Source organism: Pseudomonas hefeiensis, from assembly GCF_030687835.1.
Taxonomy (GTDB): domain Bacteria; phylum Pseudomonadota; class Gammaproteobacteria; order Pseudomonadales; family Pseudomonadaceae; genus Aquipseudomonas; species Aquipseudomonas hefeiensis.
Genome location: NZ_CP117449.1, coordinates 1,596,933 through 1,616,643, shown reverse-complemented (window position 1 = coordinate 1,616,643; position 19,711 = coordinate 1,596,933). Strand labels below are relative to the sequence as shown.

At 61.2% G+C, this 19,711-nt stretch carries 20 protein-coding genes; 11 read left to right on the top strand and 9 right to left on the bottom strand.

Features of this window, described 5'->3' with window-relative positions; genetic code table 11:
• Together PSH57_RS07005 and PSH57_RS06995 are read left to right on the top strand one after the other, a co-directional pair.
• Positions 1-714 carry a DUF3108 domain-containing protein gene (locus tag PSH57_RS07005; protein WP_305388679.1) on the top strand — a complete coding sequence of 238 codons (714 nt, stop codon included), beginning with the start codon at positions 1-3 and terminating at the stop codon, positions 712-714.
• Between the two features lie 384 nt (positions 715-1,098).
• Positions 1,099-1,293: a hypothetical protein gene (locus PSH57_RS06995; RefSeq protein WP_305388678.1), complete on the top strand. Its 195-nt coding sequence runs from the start codon at positions 1,099-1,101 to the stop codon at positions 1,291-1,293.
• Between the two features lie 196 nt (positions 1,294-1,489).
• Here PSH57_RS06995 and PSH57_RS06990 read toward each other — a convergent pair whose 3' ends face one another.
• From PSH57_RS06990 to cysM, 5 genes are all read right to left on the bottom strand, one after another.
• Entirely contained in the window at positions 1,490-2,029 is a 540-nt protein-coding gene (locus PSH57_RS06990; RefSeq protein ID WP_305416444.1) for a DUF2058 domain-containing protein, read from the bottom strand.
• Between the two features lie 26 nt (positions 2,030-2,055).
• Positions 2,056-2,889 (bottom strand): nucleoside triphosphate pyrophosphohydrolase, encoded by an 834-nt coding sequence (gene mazG, locus PSH57_RS06985; RefSeq protein ID WP_305388676.1) that lies wholly within the window; start codon positions 2,887-2,889, stop codon positions 2,056-2,058.
• A 130-nt stretch (positions 2,890-3,019) separates the two neighbouring features.
• On the bottom strand, positions 3,020-5,266 hold the full coding sequence (gene relA, locus PSH57_RS06980; RefSeq protein ID WP_305388674.1) for a GTP diphosphokinase: 2,247 nt from the start codon (positions 5,264-5,266) through the stop codon (positions 3,020-3,022).
• 100 nt (positions 5,267-5,366) lie between these two features.
• Positions 5,367-6,737: a 23S rRNA (uracil(1939)-C(5))-methyltransferase RlmD gene (rlmD, locus tag PSH57_RS06975; RefSeq protein ID WP_305388672.1), complete on the bottom strand. Its 1,371-nt coding sequence runs from the start codon at positions 6,735-6,737 to the stop codon at positions 5,367-5,369.
• Positions 6,737-7,639, bottom strand: coding sequence for a cysteine synthase CysM (gene cysM, locus PSH57_RS06970; protein ID WP_305388670.1), 903 nt, complete (start codon positions 7,637-7,639; stop codon positions 6,737-6,739). The genes rlmD and cysM overlap by 1 nt, the downstream gene beginning before the upstream one ends.
• Before the next feature lie 318 nt (positions 7,640-7,957).
• Between cysM and PSH57_RS06965 the strand changes: the two genes are divergently transcribed.
• The 4 genes from PSH57_RS06965 (at position 7,958) to PSH57_RS06950 (ending at position 12,860) form a co-directional block, all read left to right on the top strand.
• On the top strand, positions 7,958-10,708 hold the full coding sequence (locus PSH57_RS06965; protein WP_305444912.1) for a response regulator: 2,751 nt from the start codon (positions 7,958-7,960) through the stop codon (positions 10,706-10,708).
• A gap of 124 nt (positions 10,709-10,832) precedes the next feature.
• Positions 10,833-11,822 (top strand): 2-hydroxyacid dehydrogenase, encoded by a 990-nt coding sequence (locus PSH57_RS06960; RefSeq protein ID WP_305388669.1) that lies wholly within the window; start codon positions 10,833-10,835, stop codon positions 11,820-11,822.
• Positions 11,823-12,021: 199 nt separating this feature from the next.
• On the top strand, positions 12,022-12,456 hold the full coding sequence (locus PSH57_RS06955) for a hypothetical protein (protein ID WP_305388667.1): 435 nt from the start codon (positions 12,022-12,024) through the stop codon (positions 12,454-12,456).
• Positions 12,456-12,860 carry an META domain-containing protein gene (locus PSH57_RS06950; protein ID WP_305388666.1) on the top strand — a complete coding sequence of 135 codons (405 nt, stop codon included), beginning with the start codon at positions 12,456-12,458 and terminating at the stop codon, positions 12,858-12,860. The genes PSH57_RS06955 and PSH57_RS06950 overlap by 1 nt, the downstream gene beginning before the upstream one ends.
• Positions 12,861-13,038: 178 nt before the next feature.
• On the opposite strand, the gene PSH57_RS06945 is transcribed toward PSH57_RS06950, so the two are convergent.
• On the bottom strand, positions 13,039-13,506 hold the full coding sequence (locus tag PSH57_RS06945; RefSeq protein ID WP_305388665.1) for a TlpA family protein disulfide reductase: 468 nt from the start codon (positions 13,504-13,506) through the stop codon (positions 13,039-13,041).
• Between the two features lie 127 nt (positions 13,507-13,633).
• Here PSH57_RS06945 and arsC point away from each other — a divergent pair, with 127 nt between their 5' ends.
• Genes arsC through PSH57_RS06930 form a run of 3 tightly spaced genes read left to right on the top strand, consistent with a single transcriptional unit; the run spans position 13,634 to position 15,007 of the window.
• Complete coding sequence (arsC, locus tag PSH57_RS06940; RefSeq protein WP_305388664.1) at positions 13,634-13,987, top strand: arsenate reductase (glutaredoxin); 354 nt, start codon at positions 13,634-13,636, stop codon at positions 13,985-13,987.
• Positions 13,984-14,589 carry an NAD(P)H:quinone oxidoreductase gene (gene wrbA, locus PSH57_RS06935; RefSeq protein ID WP_305416442.1) on the top strand — a complete coding sequence of 202 codons (606 nt, stop codon included), beginning with the start codon at positions 13,984-13,986 and terminating at the stop codon, positions 14,587-14,589. Before arsC ends, wrbA begins: the two co-directional genes overlap by 4 nt.
• Entirely contained in the window at positions 14,582-15,007 is a 426-nt protein-coding gene (locus tag PSH57_RS06930) for a DUF2069 domain-containing protein (RefSeq protein WP_305388661.1), read from the top strand. The genes wrbA and PSH57_RS06930 overlap by 8 nt, the downstream gene beginning before the upstream one ends.
• A gap of 90 nt (positions 15,008-15,097) precedes the next feature.
• Here PSH57_RS06930 and PSH57_RS06925 read toward each other — a convergent pair whose 3' ends face one another.
• Positions 15,098-15,772 carry a DNA-3-methyladenine glycosylase I gene (locus tag PSH57_RS06925; RefSeq protein WP_305388659.1) on the bottom strand — a complete coding sequence of 225 codons (675 nt, stop codon included), beginning with the start codon at positions 15,770-15,772 and terminating at the stop codon, positions 15,098-15,100.
• 81 nt (positions 15,773-15,853) lie between these two features.
• Positions 15,854-16,678: a tRNA 2-thiocytidine(32) synthetase TtcA gene (ttcA, locus tag PSH57_RS06920; protein WP_305388658.1), complete on the bottom strand. Its 825-nt coding sequence runs from the start codon at positions 16,676-16,678 to the stop codon at positions 15,854-15,856.
• Positions 16,679-17,096: 418 nt separating this feature from the next.
• Here ttcA and PSH57_RS06915 point away from each other — a divergent pair, with 418 nt between their 5' ends.
• A complete protein-coding gene (locus tag PSH57_RS06915) occupies positions 17,097-17,699 on the top strand; it encodes a Yip1 family protein (protein ID WP_305388657.1) in 603 nt (200 codons plus the stop codon).
• 175 nt (positions 17,700-17,874) lie between these two features.
• Positions 17,875-18,369 carry a SprT family zinc-dependent metalloprotease gene (locus PSH57_RS06910; RefSeq protein ID WP_047228744.1) on the top strand — a complete coding sequence of 165 codons (495 nt, stop codon included), beginning with the start codon at positions 17,875-17,877 and terminating at the stop codon, positions 18,367-18,369.
• 120 nt (positions 18,370-18,489) lie between these two features.
• Here PSH57_RS06910 and PSH57_RS06905 read toward each other — a convergent pair whose 3' ends face one another.
• Positions 18,490-19,671: a CaiB/BaiF CoA transferase family protein gene (locus PSH57_RS06905; protein WP_305388655.1), complete on the bottom strand. Its 1,182-nt coding sequence runs from the start codon at positions 19,669-19,671 to the stop codon at positions 18,490-18,492.
• Between the last annotated feature and the right edge of the window lie 40 nt (positions 19,672-19,711).

Genomic DNA, 19,711 nt, shown 5'->3' with positions numbered 1-19,711 from the left:
ATGCGTCGCGCCCTGCTCTTCGCTTGCGCTCTGCTTGCCCTGCCCCTGGCACAGGCCGCAGACCTTCAACCGTTCTCCGCCAGCTACACCGCCGACTGGAAACAGCTGCCCATGAGCGGCACCGCCGAGCGCAGTCTGACCAAAGAAGCCAACGGCACCTGGAAGCTGAGCTTCAAGGCTTCGATGATGATCGCCAGCCTGACGGAAGAAAGCACCCTGACCCTGGACAAGGACACCCTGCTGCCACAGTCCTACCACTTTGAGCGTGGCGGCTTGGGCAAGTCCAAGAAAGCCGATCTGGATTTCGACTGGAACACCAAGATGGTCACCGGCACCGATCGTGGCGATCCGGTAAAACTGCCACTCAACCGTGGCATGGTCGATAAATCCACTTATCAGTTAGCCCTGCAGCACGACGTAGCGGCCGGCAAGAAAAGCATGAGCTATCAGGTTGTCGATGATGGCGAAGTCGACACTTATGACTTCCGCGTCCTGGGCTCGGAGAAGGTCGACACCAAGGCCGGCCAGATCGAAGCGATCAAGGTCGAGCGAGTGCGCGACCCGACAAAAAGCAAACGCACCACCGTCCTCTGGTTCGCCAAGGACTGGGATTACCTGCTGGTGCGCTTGCAACAGGTCGAGACTGACGGCAAGGAGTACAACATCATGCTCCAGGACGGTACGGTTAACGGCAAGGCTGTCAAAGGCAGCTGATCGACGCCGATATCAAGAGAAGCCCCGTCAAATGCGGGGCTTTTTGTTACCCGGATTTCATGACCACCCAATGACTCTGTGGGAGCGGGCTTGCTCGCGAAGGCGCCTTGTCAAACAACATTGATGTCGACTGACACTCCGCCTTCGCGAGCAAGCCCGCTCCCACAGGTATTGGCCTTCATCATGAGCATTGTGTCCCACATGAAATCTTCTTCATGAAAGCCCCCTGCGACCGAATGCCGCGCACTGCCTGGCCTGTAGGAAGCGTGCGACTTTCATGAAAACTTCTTAACGCACCGAAGCGTTTACTTAGCACGCTACCAAAATCTATAACAAAGTCCTGCACACGCCTTGCTGCAGATAACAGAGATTGGAGCTTGCAAGATGACTGTGAAAGTAACTGAACGCGATGACGCTCACATGTCCCACGAAGGTATTGCCGCCGGTATCCGCATCTGGGATGTACACCAACAGGACCTGTTGGTGGGAATGTTCCACTCCGAGACGGATGCCAATAGCTATAAGGCCGAGCTGGAATGCCAGGAAAGGCAGCGCTCGCTTGAGATGGCAGAATCCTGAACGACAGAAACCTCATGGACCTGTGGGCCTGTGGGCCTGTGGGAGCAAAGCTTGCTCGCGATAGCGGAGTATCAGGCAATATTTTTTCTACCAGACACAGTGCGATCGCGAGCAAGCTTTGCTCCCACAGGCTTCCACAGTTTTCCTGAAGACCTCTGCAGATGCTCCAGGTTTTGTATTTAGCCTGGTGTCCGACTTACCACATCAAATCATCAGGGATCTGATACGCCGCATACGGATCATCAGCATCCACTTCTTCGGTCTGGGTATTGAGCTGCACGATGCGCTTGGGGTCGCGCTCCTGGATCTTCAGGGCCGCTTCGCGCGGGATCACTTCGTAACCGCCGGCATGATGGACGATCGCCAGCGAGCCGCTGCTCAACTTGTTGCGCATCAGCGTGTTGACCGAGATGCGCTTGACCTTCTTGTCGTCGACAAAGTTGTAATAATCCTCAGTCGTCAGCTTCGGCAAACGCGAGACTTCGATCAATTGCTTGATCTGCGCGGCGCGGGCTTTCTGCTCGGCCTTTTCCTGCTGCTGACGGTTGAGTTCCTGATCGCGCTTGGCCTTCTCGGCCATCGCCTCCTGGGCGGCACGCTGCTGGGAGTCATCCAGTTCGATCTGGCCCTTGTGGGCCAGGCGCTGCTGTTTCTGTTTCTCTTTGCCGACCTGCTTGGCCTGCTTTTGGTTGACCAGCCCTGCTTTGAGCAACTGGTCGCGAAGGGAAAGGCTCATGGTGCTTACTCACTTAGGCAACGGCCTCAGCCACAGCTGGGCAAATTCTTTTCCTGACGTTTGGCTTCGCCCCATAAGGCGTCCAACTCTTCGAGGGTGCAATCTTCCATGGGACGGTGGGTGTCGCGCAATGCCTGTTCGATAAATCGGAAACGTCGCTCGAATTTCCCATTGGCGTCACGCAGGGCCGTTTCCGGGTCAATCTTCAGGTGCCGGGCCAGGTTCACCACGCTGAACAGCAGGTCGCCAATCTCGTCGCGGATGGCCAGCGGATCATTGTCAGCCATGGCCTCGAGCACTTCGTCCAGCTCCTCCCGGACCTTGTCGAGCACCGGCAAGGGACCTGGCCAGTCAAAACCGACCTGTCCCGCACGCTTTTGCAGCTTCGCCGCACGGGACAGCGCTGGCAGCGCCACGGGTACATCGTCGAGCAGCGACAACTGCTCGGGCGCAGTGGCCTTCTCGGCCCGTTCCACGGCCTTGATTTCTTCCCAGCGTTGCTTGACCTGCTCTTCGTTCAGTCGCGGCAAGTCCATGGGCGCATACAGATCACCGGTAGGGAACACATGGGGGTGTCGACGGATCAGCTTGCGGGTGATGCTGTCGACCACACCGGCGAATTCAAAGCGATTCTCCTCCCGGGCCAACTGGCTGTAATACACCACCTGAAACAACAGGTCACCCAGTTCACCCTGTAAGTGATCAAAGTCGCCGCGCTCGATGGCATCGGCCACTTCGTAGGCTTCTTCCAGGGTATGGGGGACGATGGTCGCGTAGGTCTGCTTGATATCCCACGGGCAGCCGTACTGCGGGTCGCGCAGGCGGTTCATCAGGTGGAGCAGGTCTTCAAGGCTGTACATTAAATTCGTCCCATCACACAAAACACTGTGGGAGCGGGCTTGCTCGCGAAGGCGGAGTGTCAAACAACATTGATGTCGACTGACACTCCGCCTTCGCGAGCAAGCCCGCTCCCACATTAGGGGTTAACGATCAGCCCGGCGTCCGATTACGCCGGGTCTCGATGATGTTTGGCAACTGGGAAATCCGCCCCAGCAACCGCCCCAACGCATCCAGCCCCGGAATCTCGATGGTCAGGGACATCAGCGCCGTGTTGTCTTCCTTGTTCGAACGGGTGTTGACCGCCAACACGTTGATCCGCTCGTTCAGCAACACCTGGGACACGTCACGCAGCAGGCCGGAACGGTCGTAGGCGCGGATGATGATGTCCACCGGGTAGGTGAGCACCGGCACCGGGCCCCAACTGACCTGGATGATCCGCTCCGGCTCACGACCGGCCAGTTGCAGCACCGAAGCACAGTCCTGGCGGTGAATGCTCACGCCACGACCCTGGGTGATGTAGCCGACGATTGCGTCTCCTGGCAACGGCTGGCAGCAGCCGGCCATCTGGGTCATCAGATTGCCCACGCCCTGGATCTGGATGTCGCCGCGCTTGCCGGGCTTGTAGCCGGTGGCCTTGCGCGGGATCAGTTCCAACTGTTCGTTGCCGCGCTCCGGCTCCACCAGTTGCTGGGCCAGGTTGACCAGTTGCGCCAGGCGCAAGTCGCCGGCACCGAGGGCGGCGAACATGTCTTCGGCGGTTTTCATGTTGGCCCTTTCGGCCAGCTTGTCGAAATCCACCTGCGGCAGGCCCAGGCGACTGAGCTCGCGCTCGAGCAGGGTCTTGCCGGCGGCGACGTTCTGGTCGCGAGCCTGCAACTTGAACCAGTGAACGATTTTCGCCCGCGCTCGCGATGTAGTGATGTAGCCCAGGTTCGGGTTCAGCCAGTCGCGGCTCGGCGTGCCGTGTTTACTGGTGATGATCTCGACCTGCTCACCGGTTTGCAGGCTGTAGTTGAGCGGCACGATCCGCCCGTTGATCTTGGCCCCACGGCAGTTGTGGCCGATCTCGGTGTGGACCCGATAGGCAAAGTCCAGCGGCGTGGCGCCCTTGGGCAGGTCGATGGCATGGCCGTCGGGGGTGAAGATGTAGACCCGATCCGGTTCGATATCGACCCGCAATTGTTCGGCCAGACCGCCGATGTCACCCAGTTCTTCATGCCACTCGAGCACCTGACGCAGCCAGGAGATTTTCTCTTCGTAGTGGTTGGAGCCCGACTTGACGTCGGTGCCCTTGTATTTCCAATGGGCGCAAACCCCCAGCTCGGCTTCCTCGTGCATGGCGTGGGTGCGAATCTGCACTTCCAGCACCTTGCCTTCCGGGCCGATTACCGCAGTGTGCAGGGAGCGATAGCCGTTTTCCTTCGGGTTGGCGATGTAGTCGTCGAACTCCTTGGGGATGTGCCGCCACAAGGTGTGCACGATACCCAGCGCGGTGTAGCAGTCGCGCATTTCCGGGACCAGTACGCGAACGGCGCGAACGTCGTAGATCTGGCTGAATTCCAGCCCTTTGCGCTGCATTTTGCGCCAGATCGAATAGATGTGCTTGGCCCGGCCGCTGATGTCGGCCTCCACACCGGTGGCCTGCAACTCTTCCCTCAACTGCGTCATCACATCCGTGATGAAGCGCTCGCGATCCAGACGCCGCTCGTGCAGCAACTTGGCGATCTGCTTGTACTGGTCGGGCTCCAGGTAGCGGAAAGACAGGTCCTCCAGTTCCCACTTGATGTGGCCGATGCCAAGGCGATGGGCCAGGGGCGCGTAGATGTCGAACACTTCCCGGGCGACGCGGTTGCGCTTTTCGTCGTCGGCGGATTTCACAGCACGGATCGCGCAGGTTCGCTCAGCCAGTTTGATCAGAGCGACGCGCACGTCGTCGACCATGGCCACCAGCATCTTGCGCAGGTTCTCCACCTGGCCCTGGGTGCCCAGGACCATGGACTGGCGCGGACTGAGACTGGCACTGATAGCCGCCATGCGCAGCACGCCGTCAATCAGCTTGGCGACCACCGTGCCGAAGCGCTGGCTGACCACCGGCAATTGGATCTGCCCTTCGCGCACACCGCGGTACAGCACCGCGGCCACCAGGGAGTCCTGATCGAGCTTGAGGTCGGCGAGAATCTCGGCGATCTCAAGGCCCGTCTGAAAACTCGAGGTGCCTTCGGACCAGAGGTTCTTCGCCGCATTGTGTTGCTGTTCTGCCTCACGAGCGAACTCGCAGGCTTCTTTCAAGGCTTCGCGATCCAGTGCCGTGTCGATACTGACCGCGTGATCGAGCCAAGCCTCGAGATTGATACTGCCGTCGGTGTTGATCGGCTGGTGTGCTCTCACCTGTACCATCTTTACATACCTTCCCTATGACGCAGATTCAATGCGTCAACAACGCTGACCTTCGTTGCCCGTGTCCCCGCCCAGGGCTATGGCGGTTGGCACGAACGGGTCAGTCGGACAAGCCATCCTGGCTCGCTTCAAATAACGCCATGGCCTCGACATGTGCCGTCTGAGGAAACATATCGAGAATCCCGGCACGTTTTAACCGGTAGCCCTGCTTGATCAATTCGACCGTGTCCCGGGCCAAAGTTGCCGGGTTGCACGATACATATACCAACCGCCTGGCACCCAGGGATGCCAGTTTGCGCACCACCTCGAAAGCACCGTCGCGGGGTGGGTCCAAGAGTACCGCAGAAAAGCCTTCGCCGACCCATTCAACACCCGACAACGGCTGGGATAAATCGGCCTGAAAAAAGGCAGTGTTATTCAAATTGTTGCTGACCGCGTTGGCCGCCGCGCGGTCCACCATGGCCTGTACACCTTCCACCGCCACCACTTGGCGCACAGCCTTGGCCAGGGGCAAGGCAAAGTTGCCCAGACCGCAGAACAAGTCCAGCACCCGCTCCTCGGCGCGGGGCGCGAGCCAATCCAGGGCTTGGGCCACCATCGCCTCGTTGACCCCGGCGTTGACCTGGATGAAATCTCCCGGCCGGTAAGCCAGCTCCAGGTCCCAGGCCTCAAGGCGATAACCCAGCGTCTGTCCCGGTTCGACCGGCTGCGGCTCGCCTTCACCTTGCAGCCACAACTGGGCTTGGTGGGCGGCGCAGAAATCCTTGAGGATCGTCAGGTCAGGGCCCGACAGTGGCGACATGTGCCGCAGCAACACCGCCATGGACGAGCCAGCGAACAATTCCACATGCCCCAGCGCCTGGGGCTTGCTCAGGCGACGGAGCATCTCCGGCAAGCGGTTCATGATCGGCTGCAAGGGCTGTACCAGTACCGGGCAATCGCCGATGGCAACGATGTCCTGGCTGCCGACAGCACGAAAGCCGACCTCAAGCTTTTTCGCCTTCTGGTCCCAGCGCACCGCCACCCGGGCGCGACGCCGGTAACCGAGTTCCGGCCCGCTCAATGGCGCGGCCCATTCATCCGGCTGCACGCCGGCGACCCGCGACAACTGCTCGGCGAGCATGCGCTGTTTCAGGGCGAGTTGTTCATCGTGGGGCAAATGCTGGACGCTGCAACCGCCGCAGCGACCGGCATGGGCGCACGGCGCCGCGCGGCGCAGTTCACTGGACAGGAACACCCGCTCAGTGCGGGCCTCGACCACTTTGCCATGGGCTCCAAGCACCCGCGCCTCGACCTCTTCGCCGGCCAGTGCACCGATCACAAACCAGGTACGCCCGTCCAGAAAGGAGATGCCCCGACCATCGTTGGCCAAGCGTTCGATGGTCAAGCGCTGCTTCTTTCCGGTAGGCACCTGCGGGGCCCGGCTTCCGCCGCTGGGCTGGAAGCGCAGACCTCTTTCTTGCTTGGCCATCAGTTGGGCGCGTCGAAAATGCCGGTCGACAGGTAGCGGTCGCCTCGGTCGCAGATAATCGCGACAATCACCGCGTTTTCAACCTCCTGGGACAAGCGCAGCATGCCCGCCACGGCACCGCCCGAAGACACGCCGCAAAAGATGCCTTCTTCACGGGCCAGACGCCGGGTGATGTCCTCGGCCTCGCTCTGGGCCATGTCGATAATGCGGTCCACGCGATCGGCCTGGTAGATCTTCGGCAGATATTCCTCGGGCCAACGACGGATGCCGGGAATGGCCGAGCCTTCCATCGGTTGCAAGCCGATGATCTGCACGTTCGGGTTCTGTTCTTTCAAATAGCGCGAGGTGCCCATGATGGTGCCGGTGGTGCCCATCGAGCTGACGAAATGGGTGATGGTGCCGTCGGTCTGACGCCAGATCTCGGGGCCGGTGGAAGTGTAGTGGGCTTCGGGATTGTCACCGTTGGCGAACTGGTCGAGCACCTTGCCGCGACCCTCGGCTTGCATACGCTCGGCCAGGTCCCGTGCGCCTTCCATGCCTTCGTCTTTGCTCACCAGGATCAATTCGGCGCCATAGGCGGTCATCGCGGCCTTGCGCTCGGCACTGGAGTTGTCGGGCATGATCAGGATCATCTTGTAGCCCTTGATCGCCGCCGCCATGGCCAGGGCGATGCCGGTGTTACCGGAAGTCGCCTCGATCAGCGTATCGCCGGGCCGGATCTGCCCACGCAATTCGCCACGGGTGAGCATCGACAGCGCCGGCCGGTCCTTGACCGAACCCGCCGGGTTATTCCCTTCGAGCTTGAGCAAAAGCGTGTTGCTGGTAACGCCAGGCAGGCGCTGCAAACGAACCAGCGGAGTGTTGCCGACGCAATCGGCGATAGTGGGGTACTGCACGGTCATGGCGTATTCGCAATCCGGACTGCGGGGGCGCCTATCATACCGGCAAACCTTGCCAGGCCATATCACGCAAAGTGTGGTGGTTATGGCTTATGGGAATAAGCAGCGAAAGCGGGCTGCAAGCGGCAACTCAGCAATCATGCACACTTAGGGCGAGTTGATTGAATTGAAGGTATCGCCGAGGCACGGCAACCGGCAAGACCGATGCACGGCGACATGAATTTTACAAAGATTGCCCGCCCGCAAATCGCTACACTGCGCAGGTATTGCGTGCCGGATGCGCGCAAAGCTCAAACAGACCGCTGGATGCAGGAGAAAAGTGTGCTCAAGAAACTGGGAATCAAAGGCCGCGTGCTGTTGCTGACCCTGTTGCCGACCAGCCTGATGGCGCTGGTCCTGGGCGGCTATTTCACCTGGATGCAGCAATCGGACTTGCACGCCCAGTTGCTGCAACGTGGCGAAATGATCGCCGAACAGCTGGCGCCGCTGGTCGCCCCGGCCATGAGCAACCAGAACACCGATCTGCTGGAGCGGATTGCCACCCAGTCCCTCGAGCAAACGGACGTGCGCGCCGTGACCTTCCTGGCCCCTGATCGCACATCGCTGGCCCACGCCGGCCCGACCATGCTCAACCGCGCCCCGGAGGGCAACAGCACCCAACTGCTGCAACGCACCGGCCACGACGCCACGCGCTACCTGTTGCCGGTATTCGGCAAGCACCGCAACCTGGCGGGCGAGCTGATCCCCGAAGAAGCCGATCGGCTGTTGGGTTGGGTCGAGCTGGAGTTGTCCCACAGCGGCATGCTGCTGCGCGGTTATCGCAGCCTGTTCGCCAGCCTGCTGTTGATCGCCGCCGGCCTGTGCCTGACTGCACTGCTGGCGTTGCGCATGGGTCGCACGATCAACCGGCCACTGAGCCAGATCAAGCACGCCGTGGCGCAACTCAAAGATGGTCACCTGGAAACCCGTCTGCCACCTCTGGGCAGCCAGGAACTGGATGAGCTGGCGTCGGGCATCAATCGCATGGCCAGCACCTTGCAGAACGCCCAGGAAGAATTGCAGCACAGCATCGACCAGGCCACTGAAGACGTGCGCCAGAATCTGGAAACCATTGAGATCCAGAACATCGAACTGGACCTGGCCCGCAAGGAAGCCCTGGAAGCGAGCCGGATCAAGTCCGAATTCCTGGCGAACATGAGCCATGAAATCCGTACACCGCTCAACGGCATCCTCGGCTTCACCCATCTGCTGCAGAAAAGCGAATTGACCCCGCGTCAGCTCGATTACCTGGGCACCATTGAAAAATCCGCCGACAGCCTGCTGGGCATCATCAACGAAATCCTCGATTTCTCGAAGATCGAGGCCGGCAAACTGGTGCTCGACAACATTCCATTCAACCTGCGGGACTTGCTGCAGGACACCCTGACCATCCTCGCCCCCGCCGCCCACGCCAAACAACTGGAGTTAGTGAGCCTGGTCTACAGGGACACCCCCCTGTCGCTGGTGGGTGATCCGCTACGCCTCAAGCAGATCCTGACCAACCTGGTGAGCAATGCGATCAAGTTCACCCGCGAAGGCACCATCATCGCCCGCGCCATGATGGAAGACGAGCACGACGACAGCGTGCAACTGCGCATCAGCATTCAGGACACCGGCATCGGCCTGTCGAACCAGGACGTTCGGGCCCTGTTCCAGGCGTTCAGCCAAGCCGACAACTCCTTGTCCCGGCAACCGGGGGGCACCGGCCTGGGCCTGGTGATTTCCAAGCGTCTGGTGGAGCAGATGGGTGGCGAAATCGGCGTGGACAGTACGCCGGGCGAAGGCTCGGAGTTCTGGATCAGCCTGCGCCTGCCCAAGACCCGTGACGACGCCGAGGATTTGCCGGGCCCGCCGTTACTGGGTCGGCGCGTAGCGGTGCTGGAAAACCATGAACTGGCCCGTCAGGCCCTGCAACACCAGCTTGAGGACTGCGGCCTGCTGGTGACGCCGTTCAACACTCTGGAAAACCTGACCAACGGTGTGACCGTCGCCCACCAGACCGATCAGGCGATCGACCTGGCCGTGCTGGGCATCACCAGCAACGACATGCCGCCGGAACGTCTCAGCCAGCACATCTGGGATCTTGAGCACCTGGGCTGCAAGGTACTGGTGCTGTGCCCCACCACCGAACAGACGCTGTACCACCTCTCCGTGCCCAACCCCCACAGCCAATTGCAGGCCAAACCAGCCTGCACCCGCAAGTTGCGCCGCTCGCTTTCCGACCTGGTCAACCCGCGCCCGCCCCGCAACGAACCCAACGAACCGGTGAGCAGCCGCGCGCCCAAAGTGCTGTGCGTGGACGACAACCCGGCCAACCTGCTGCTGGTGCAAACGCTGCTCGAAGACATGGGCGCCAAGGTGCTGGCGGTGGAGAGCGGTTATGCCGCGGTCAAGGCGGTGCAAAAGGAGACCTTCGACCTGGTGCTGATGGACGTCCAGATGCCCGGCATGGACGGTCGCCAGAGCACCGAGGCGATCCGCCAATGGGAAAGCGAGCGGCATTGTACGCCGCTGCCGATCGTCGCCCTCACCGCCCACGCCATGGCCAACGAAAAACGCGCCCTGCTGCAAAGTGGCATGGATGACTACCTGACCAAGCCCATCAGCGAACGGCAACTGGCCCAGGTAGTGCTTAAATGGACCGGCCTGGCCCTGCGTAACCAGGCGCCGGACCGGAACGCCGATGCTCAGGGCGGCAGCGAACTGCTGGTGCTCGATCATGAAGAAGGCCTGCGCCTGGCCGCCGGTAAGGCCGATCTGGCGGCGGACATGCTGGCGATGCTGCTGGCGTCCCTGGAAGCCGACCGCGAAGCGATTCGCCAGGCCAGCGAGGCCAATGATCACAGCGCCCTGATCGAACGGGTTCACCGCCTGCATGGCGCCACTCGCTACTGCGGCGTACCGCAATTGCGCGCCGCCTGCCAGCGCAGCGAGACCCTGCTCAAGCAACAGGACCCCAAGGCCGAGGCCGCCCTGCAGGAACTGGAGCGTGCCATCGACCGCCTGGCCAACGAGGCACGCATCAGCGCCTGATCCAGGGCAATAGCCCAAAACCCAGGATCAAGGAAAATCCAAGCTCCTACCCCGACCGTAGGAGCTGCCGAGCGACCTTCGGCAGCCCCTACCGCGTTCACCTACTCAGCGCCAGGAGGCCGCCATGCGCGCAATTCTTTTCAGCAGCCAGACCTACGACCGCGACAGTTTCAGTAAAGCCCCGGCACCCGCAGGCCTTGAACTGCAGTTTCAGCCAGCACGCCTGAACCTCGACACCGTGGCCCTGGCCGAACACCATGAAGTGGTGTGCGCCTTCATCAACGATGACCTGAGCGCCCCAGTGCTGGAGCGACTGGCAAACGGCGGCACGCGGCTGATCGCCCTGCGCTCGGCCGGCTACAACCATGTCGACCTGGCCGCCGCCAAACGGCTGGGGTTGAGTATCGTCCGGGTGCCGGCGTATTCGCCCCATGCCGTGGCCGAACATGCCGTGGCGCTGGTCCTGGCCCTCAATCGCTGCTTGCATCGCGCTTACAACCGTACCCGGGACGGCAATTTCAGCCTCCATGGGCTGACCGGTTTCGACCTGGTGGGCAAGACGGTTGGCGTGATCGGCACCGGGCAGATCGGCGCGACGTTCGCGCGGATCATGGCCGGCTTCGGCTGCCGCTTATTGGCCTACGATCCGGCCCCCAACCCGCAGGTCCAAGCCCTGGGCGCCCATTACCTACCCCTGGCTGATCTGCTGACGCAAGCGCAGATCATCAGCCTGCATTGCCCGCTCAACGAGCAGAGCCGACACTTGATCAACGCCGATTCATTGGCTGCCATGCAGCGTGGCGCGATGCTGATCAACACCGGACGCGGCGGCCTGGTGGACACACCCGCCTTGATCGAGGCATTGAAAAGCGGTCAGTTGGGCTATTTGGGGCTGGATGTCTATGAGGAAGAAGCGCAACTGTTCTTCGAGGACCGCTCCGACCTGCCCTTGCAGGATGATGTGCTGGCCCGGTTGCTGACTTTCCCCAACGTGGTGGTCACCGCGCATCAGGCCTTCCTGACCCATGAAGCGTTGGCCGCCATCGCCGCGACAACCCTGGACAACATCGCCGCCTGGGCCGCTGGCACTCCACAAAACCTGGTGGACAGCTGAGCAGCTCTATCAGTCAACACAACAACTCTGTGGGAGCGGGCTTGCTCGCGAAAGCAGTGTGTCAGTCGGCCAATGTATTACAGACAAATCGCCTTCGCGAGCAAGCCCGCTCCCACGGGTGGCGTTTCGTCGGCAAAACCCGTGGCTGCCATCCCAACCCATAGCCCGTGCTAGCATATCGCGCCTATCTGGAGGACCCATGGCCGAACACGATTTCCGCTACACCCTGATGAACCCGCAACACACCCTGACCGAAGTCCGCGCCCTGGCGCCGGGCCGCTATCAGGTCACCGGCAACGGCGGTTCGATCCAGGCCAACGATGTGCTGCTCGTCACCCTCAAAGGCAGCAAGGACTTGTCCATGCGCCTGACCGTGGACACCGTTCGGCACTTGCTCAAGCCCATGGGTCAATGGACCGCCATGACCACCGGCCCGGTGTTCGGCGAACTGGCGATCCACACCTGGCAGGTCAACTGCGACCGCTGCGCCAAGCAACTGAGCTTTGAATTTGCCGTCGACGCCAAACTCGGCGTCAAGGCGCAGAAACCGGCCGCTACCGCGCGCATTGCCGAGCTGGGCTGGACCACCGTCGGTGAAAAACACGTGTGCCCAACATGCCAGGAAGCCGCCTGATGAAACGCCTGGCCCTGGCCGCGCTGATCGGCGCCGGCCTGATAGGTTGCGCCGCCGAGCCGGTGCAACTGCAGCAGGACCGCAGCTACATCCTGGAATGGATTGGCGAACGGCCATTGATGGACTACAGCAACCTGACCATCACCCTCGGGGACGACGGTCGGGCCTACGGCAACGGCGGCTGTAACCACTGGTTCGCGCCCTACACCCTGGAAGGCCACCGTTTGAGCTTCGGCAAGATCGGCAGCACCCGCAAACTCTGCGCCCCGGCGCTGATGGAGCAGGAAGCACGCTTCTTGCGGGCGCTGGAAAAGGTTGAACGCTGGGACGTGTCGCCCACCGAACAGATGCGCTTCTGGCCGGCCCAGGGCAAGCCACTGCGGTGGTGGTTGGAGGAAGGTTGAGACCCGAACTACGACGAGATCCCTTGTGGCAAGGGGATTTATCCCCGCTGGGCCGCGAAGCAGCCCCAAGATCTATATGCCACTGTGGTGTGTCAGACGGAACGCAGAGGGGCCGCTGCGCGCCCCGGCGGGGATAAATCCCCTCGCCACAAGGTATCCATCCTAGCCCCACAGGTGGTTATTTGAACGCCTGCAACGCCTCAAGCTTGGCCATCACCCCCGCCGCCGTTTGTTCCCCCAGCATCTGCTCGCGCACCTTGCCCTGGTTGTCGATGATGTAAGTCACCGGCAACCCTTCGCTGCGCGGGATATCAAAAAAGTCGGCCGGGTCCCGAGCCAGCACGGTGAAACGGATGCCCATCTTCTCGCTGGCGCTCTTGAGTTCCTCGCCCTGAACCTGGTCGAAATTGACGCCGAATACGCCGATATTGCGTCCCTTGAGTTGGTCGGCCAAAGTGTTGAACTCTGGAATTTCGGTGCGGCACGGCGCGCACCATTCGGCCCAGTAATTGAGCACCACCCACTGTTTGTCCAGTCGTTGCGCGGCGATGGCCTGACCGTTCTGGTCAACCCCGTAGTCATTCCCGCAGCCGGCGAGCAACAAAATCCCCATGAATGTCAGTGCCGTCGTCAATCGCCTTGCCATGTGCCAATCCTTGTAGTGAATGTGAACGTCGGCGCGGGCCACCGTTTTCGAACGCGCCAGTCTCAGGTGCCCGGTACCTCGCGACACAGTAGAATAGCCGCCACCTTACGCAAGATGCGACCCGCTCATGACCGATCTGACGCTTTATCACAACCCGCGCTGCTCCAAATCCCGCGGCGCGCTGGAACTGTTGGAGGCCCGTGGCCTGACGCCCACCGTGGTCCGCTACCTGGAAACCCCGCTCGACGCAGCGCAGTTGGAACACCTGTTGGCCAAGCTCGGCATCACCGCCCGGCAACTGCTGCGCACCGGCGAGGACGAATACAAGAGCCTGAACCTGGCCGATGAAAACCTGAGCCAGTCCCAATTGATCGCCGCCATCGCCGCCCACCCCAAACTCATGGAGCGGCCGATTCTGGAAACCGCTGACAAAGCTGTGATCGGGCGCCCGCCGGAGCAGATCCTGGAGATCCTGCCGTGAGCACGCCGTACATTCTGGTGTTGTATTACAGCCGCAGTGGCTCCACCAACGAAATGGCCCGGCAGATCGCTCGTGGCATCGAGCAGGCCGGGCTGGAAGCCCGGTTGCGTACGGTGCCGGCGATTTCCGCCGAGTGCGAAGCGGTATCGCCGGACATTCCCGAGCAAGGCCCGCTGTACGCTACCCTTGATGATCTGAAAAACTGCGCCGGCCTGGCCCTGGGCAGTCCGACCCGTTTCGGCAACATGGCCGCACCGCTGAAGTACTTTCTCGATGGCACCAGCAACCTGTGGCTGACCGGCGCCCTGGTGGGCAAACCGGCGGGTGTGTTCACGTCCACCGCGAGCCTGCATGGCGGCCAGGAAACCACCTTGCTGTCGATGATGCTGCCGCTGTTGCACCACGGCATGTTGATCACCGGCCTGCCCTACAGCGAGTCGGCCTTGCTCGAAACCGAGGGCGGGGGCACGCCTTACGGCCCGAGTCATCACGCCGGGGCCGACGGTAAAAGTGGCTTGAACGAACATGAAGTCGCGCTGTGCCGGGCACTGGGTTTACGCCTGGCGAAAACCGCACTACTGCTGGAGAACGGCCGTGGCTAAGAAGCCAAAAATCCTGCCGCCCATCCACTGGCTGGAACCACGGGTACGCATCGCCCGGGTCCTGAGCCTGCTGTGTTTTTTCGGCCTGGTGGGGCTGCTCTGTGTGTATTACCTGCTGATTGCCGACCTGCACGGCGCGCGCCCCTGGGTGATTCTGCTGATCGAACTGGTGCCGCTGTTGATACTGGCGCCAGGCATGATCAGCGGCAGCCCCCGCGGGCATTCGTGGATGTGCTTTGTGGTGAACCTGTATTTCATCAAGGGCGCGCTGGCGGCCTATGACCCGAACCGACAGATGTTCGGTTTGCTGGAAATGACGGCGAGCGTGGCGGTGTTCTGCTCGGCCCTGCTGTATGTGCGCTGGCGGTTCCAGTTGAACCGGCGGTTGGCTGGGGAAGGCGAGATTTCCGTCGCCTGATAGATGGCTATCGCGAGCAGGCTCGCTCCCACAGGGGATCTGTGAACGCCACAAATCTCATGTGGGAGCGAGCCTGCTCGCGATGCGGTCTCAATGATTGACGGTATACGCCAGCATCATCGAAATCTGGCTCATCGGCCGTCCACCGCTCTGTTCATGCCACTGGTTGAAGGCGTTTTGCACCGTCGCCAGATCCCGCAGGCTGGTGGGGACTTTGTCGATGATGTTCTGCGCATTGAGCGCGGCCACCACGTCATAACTGGGCACGAAGGTGTCCTTGCCCATCATCCGCAGGAAACGCGGAGCCGACAGACCGCCCAGTTGATGGCCGTGCTTTTTCAGGTAGGTCCACAGGCCGACGATGTCGGTCACCGGCCAGTCAGCGATCAGCGCGCCGAAGCTGCCTTTTTCATGGGCCACGTCCAGTATGAGTTGCGCGTTGCGCGGCACACTTTTGAGCTTGCCCAAGTGGCGAATGATCCGCGCGTCCTGCATCAGCCGCTCCAGGTGCTCGGCGCTCATCAGCACGACTTTTTCCGGATCGAACTTGAAAAACACTTCCTCGAACGCCGGCCACTTGGCGTCCACCAGGCTGTGCTTGAGCCCGGCGCGAAATACTCGCAAAGCCATGGTCGAGAGGTAACGGTCGTCGCTGATCTTGCGCAGTTGAGCCGGGGTCTTGGGAACAGGCAGGTGAGCTTCCAGTTCAGCCGCCGAACCGAAGCGGTTCAGACAATACTCATGCAGCCACTTGTAATCGCGCATGCCCTCTCCTGGGGTCGGAAATGAAAACGGCGCTCCAACTGGCCTGGCCACGAGCGCCGTGAATAGGAGCCGCTGAGCTCGTCAGAGGTTCACCACGTTGACGAATCGCGGCGTGGCGCTTTCGTCAATGCGCAGGTTGGTGAAGTCGAACAGGTTGCGGTCCGCCAGTTGCGACGGAACAACGTTCTGCAAGCCGCGGAAAATGCTCTCGGTGCGCCCCGGGGTCTTGCGCTCCCACTCCTGCAACATCTCCTTGACCACCTGGCGTTGCAGGTTTTCCTGGGAGCCGCACAGGTTGCAAGGGATGATCGGGAACTGCTTGAAGTCCGAATAGGCCTGGATGTCTTTCTCGTTGCAGTAGGCCAGCGGGCGGATCACCACGTTGCGCCCGTCATCGGCACGCAACTTGGGCGGCATGGCTTTGAGCGAGCCGTTGTAGAACATGTTCAGGAAAAAGGTCTCGACGATGTCGTCGCGGTGGTGCCCCAGGGCCATCTTGGTCGCGCCGATCTGGTCGGCAAAGGTGTAGAGCGTGCCGCGACGCAAGCGTGAGCACAGCGAGCAGGTGGTCTTGCCTTCCGGAATCAGTTCCTTGACCACCGAATAGGTGTCTTTCTCGACGATGTGATATTCCACGCCCAGCGACTCAAGGTAGGCCGGCAGCACGTGCTCGGGGAAACCTGGCTGCTTCTGGTCCATGTTCACCGCGACGATGTCGAACTTGATCGGCGCAACCTTCTGCAAATGCATCAGCACATCAAGCAAGGTGTAGCTGTCCTTGCCGCCGGACAGGCAGACCATGACCTTGTCGCCGTCTTCAATCATATTGAAATCAGCGACCGCCTCACCGGCCTGGCGGCGCAGGCGCTTTTGCAGTTTGTTCTGGTTGACCGTAAGAGTGCCCATGACGCGAAATCCGTGAGGTGTGACGAAAGGCCGGCATTTTACGCAAAAAATCCGCCGTCGGCGAAGGCTGATGACATGCGCTTTTGTGGCGAAGGCCTTGTGGGAGCAAAGCTTGCTCGCGAAAAAGACGCCTGGGTTTCTGAAAGACCGCACCGCTTCCATCGCGGGCAAGCCTTGCTCCCACAATGGCCTCGTCACAAAAGGAATTCTTTGCCAATGGCGATGTACACAGACCCATCGGCGATTAACACCGTCGCCTACAGCGCGATTTGCTCTAAGCCACCCATCCCCCTCGAGGTAACTCCTTTCTATACTGCGACATAAGGTCGCACACACTTACAGACCTGTACTTACTCGGCCGTTTGGCCCGTAGGCGCTCCGTTGGGGGGCGATGGCAATAACAAAGGAGTGACTGACTATGATCCATCATGTCGTGGGGCTCTTTACCCACCCTGATCAAGAATGGAAAGAAATCCGTGGCGATCAGGAGGAAAGCATCAGCCACATGTACCTCACCCATACGTTGATCCTGGCGGCCATTCCCGCGGTATCGGCGTTTATCGGCACCACGCAGGTGGGATGGGTCATCGGCAACCGGCCACCGGTGATGCTGACCCAGGAAAGTGCGCTGTGGATGACCATCATGTCGTACCTCGCCATGTTGGGCGGCGTGGCGGTGATGGGCGCCTTCGTGCACTGGATGGCACGCACCTATGATGCCAACCCGAGCCTGGCGCGCTGCGTCGCGTTCGCCACCTACACCGCGACACCTTTGTTCATTGGCGGACTGGCGGCGCTTTATCCGCACATGTGGCTGGGGATGATCGTCGGTACGGCGGCGATCTGCTACACGGTCTACCTGCTGTATGTGGGCCTGCCGACCTTCATGAATATTCCTCAGGACGAGGGTTTCCTGTTTTCCAGCTCGGTGCTTGCCGTGGGCCTGGTGGTGCTGGTGGCTATCATGGCGTTCACGGTGATTGTCTGGGGGCTGGGCGTCGGTCCGGTGTATACCAGCTGAAACGTTCGAACCCGCTCAGGGTTCTCTCCTGAAAACAAAGCACTATCTGCCAATACAGGCCGCCGCAAGGCGGCCTTCCTGTGTTTGGCGCTGTCGAAAACGACCACTGGGCGTCTGGGCGATTCGCAATGGCCGACGCTTGCGGCATACTCGAGCCTCTGGAGACCCGTACAGCATGCTTGAGCAACTCAATACCCGCGTCGAAGAGTGTTACCAACAAGCCGAAACCTTTTTCAAACGTCCTTTCAAACGCCCCGTGGTCAGCTTCAAATTGCGTGGCCAGAAGGCCGGTGTCGCGCACCTGCATGAAAATCTGCTGCGCTTCAATCCACAGTTGTACCGGGAAAACGCCGAAGATTTTCTCAAGCAGACCGTCGCCCACGAGGTCGCGCACCTGATTGCCCATCAACTGTTTGGCGAACGTATTCAGCCCCATGGCGAAGAGTGGCAACTGATCATGCGCGGCGTGTACGAACTGCCGCCCAACCGCTGCCATACCTACGAGATCAAACGCCGCAGCGTGACTCGCTACATCTACAAATGCCCCTGCGACGGCAGCGACTTTCCCTTCTCGGCCCAGCGCCACAGCCTGGTGCGCCAGGGGCGCCGCTATTTGTGCCGCAGTTGCCGCAATACCTTGGTGTTCAGTGGGGAGACTCGGGTGGAGTAGCTGGTTTCTGTGGTGTCTGGGCTGGCCTCATCGCGAGCAGGCTCGCTCCCACAAGGGTTTTGTGAGCGCCATAGATCCAGTGTGGGAGCGAGCCTGCTCGCGATGAGGCCCGAAAGAACACTACAAAACCACCCCGGCATCACGCAATTGAGCAATCCGCTCAACACTAAACCCCAACTCCCCCAACACCTGATCGGTGTGCGCTCCCAGCCCCGCGCCAATATACCGAGGCTCGGGCAAGCCTTGCGAGAACTTCAACGGACAGGCCATCTGCGCCTGGCTCGAGCCATCGCCACGCGGCACCTGGATCACGACGTCCCGAGCCGCTAACTGGGGATGCCTGAGTGTTTCTTCCAGACTCAACACCGGTTCGACGCAAGCATCAATCCCCGCAAACAACCGGCAAAGCTCGGCGAAATCATGCTTCTCGAATTCGGCCTGCAGTTGCTGCTTTAGCTGCCGTTGCTGATCTGGATCGGGCGACAGCCCCTGGGTCGCCAGTTCCGGCCGTCCCAGGGCCTCGCACAACGCCTGCATGAAGACCGGCTCCAGGCTGCCCACCGACATCCAACGGCCATCCCTCGTGCGGTAATAGTCATAGAAGCTGCCACCGTTGAGCATCTGGTTTTCCCACTCGGGTTCCACGCCGCAGGCCAGATAACCCGCGCCGGCCAGAGCGTTGAGGCTAAACACACAGTCGGTCATGCTCACGTCCAGATGCTGGCCGTGCCCCGTTTGCTGACGGGCGATCACCGCCGCCAATAACCCGATCACCCCGTGCAGTGAACCACCGGCGATGTCCGCCGCCTGGATGCCCAGCGGCAATGGCCCGGCGTCGGCACGACCGGTATGGCTGGCCAGCCCCGCCAGGGCCAGGTAGTTGATGTCGTGGCCGGCCCGGTTCTTGTAGGGCCCTGTCTGGCCGTAGCCGGTGATGGACACGTAGATCAATCGGGGATTGATCGCCTTCAAGGCTTCGTACCCCAGGCCCAGCCGCTCCATCACGCCGGGGCGGAACTGTTCCAGCAGGATGTCGTGGTCGCCCAGCAACTGCTTGATCACCTCCAGCGCCGCCGGCTGCTTGAGGTCCAGGGCCAGGCTGCGTTTGTTGCGGTTGAGGTAGGCATGGCTGGCCGAGACGCCCTGATCATGGGGCGGCAGTATGCGCAACAGGTCCGGGCGGGTCGGCGACTCGATGCGCAATACCTCGGCCCCCATGTCCGCCAGCAACAGCGAGGCGAACGGACCGGGCAGCAGCGTCGAGAAGTCCAGAACCTTGAGCGATGCCAGTGGGCCTTGCATGGGCGATCTCCGAGGGGTGATGCCCTCAAGACTAGGCAGG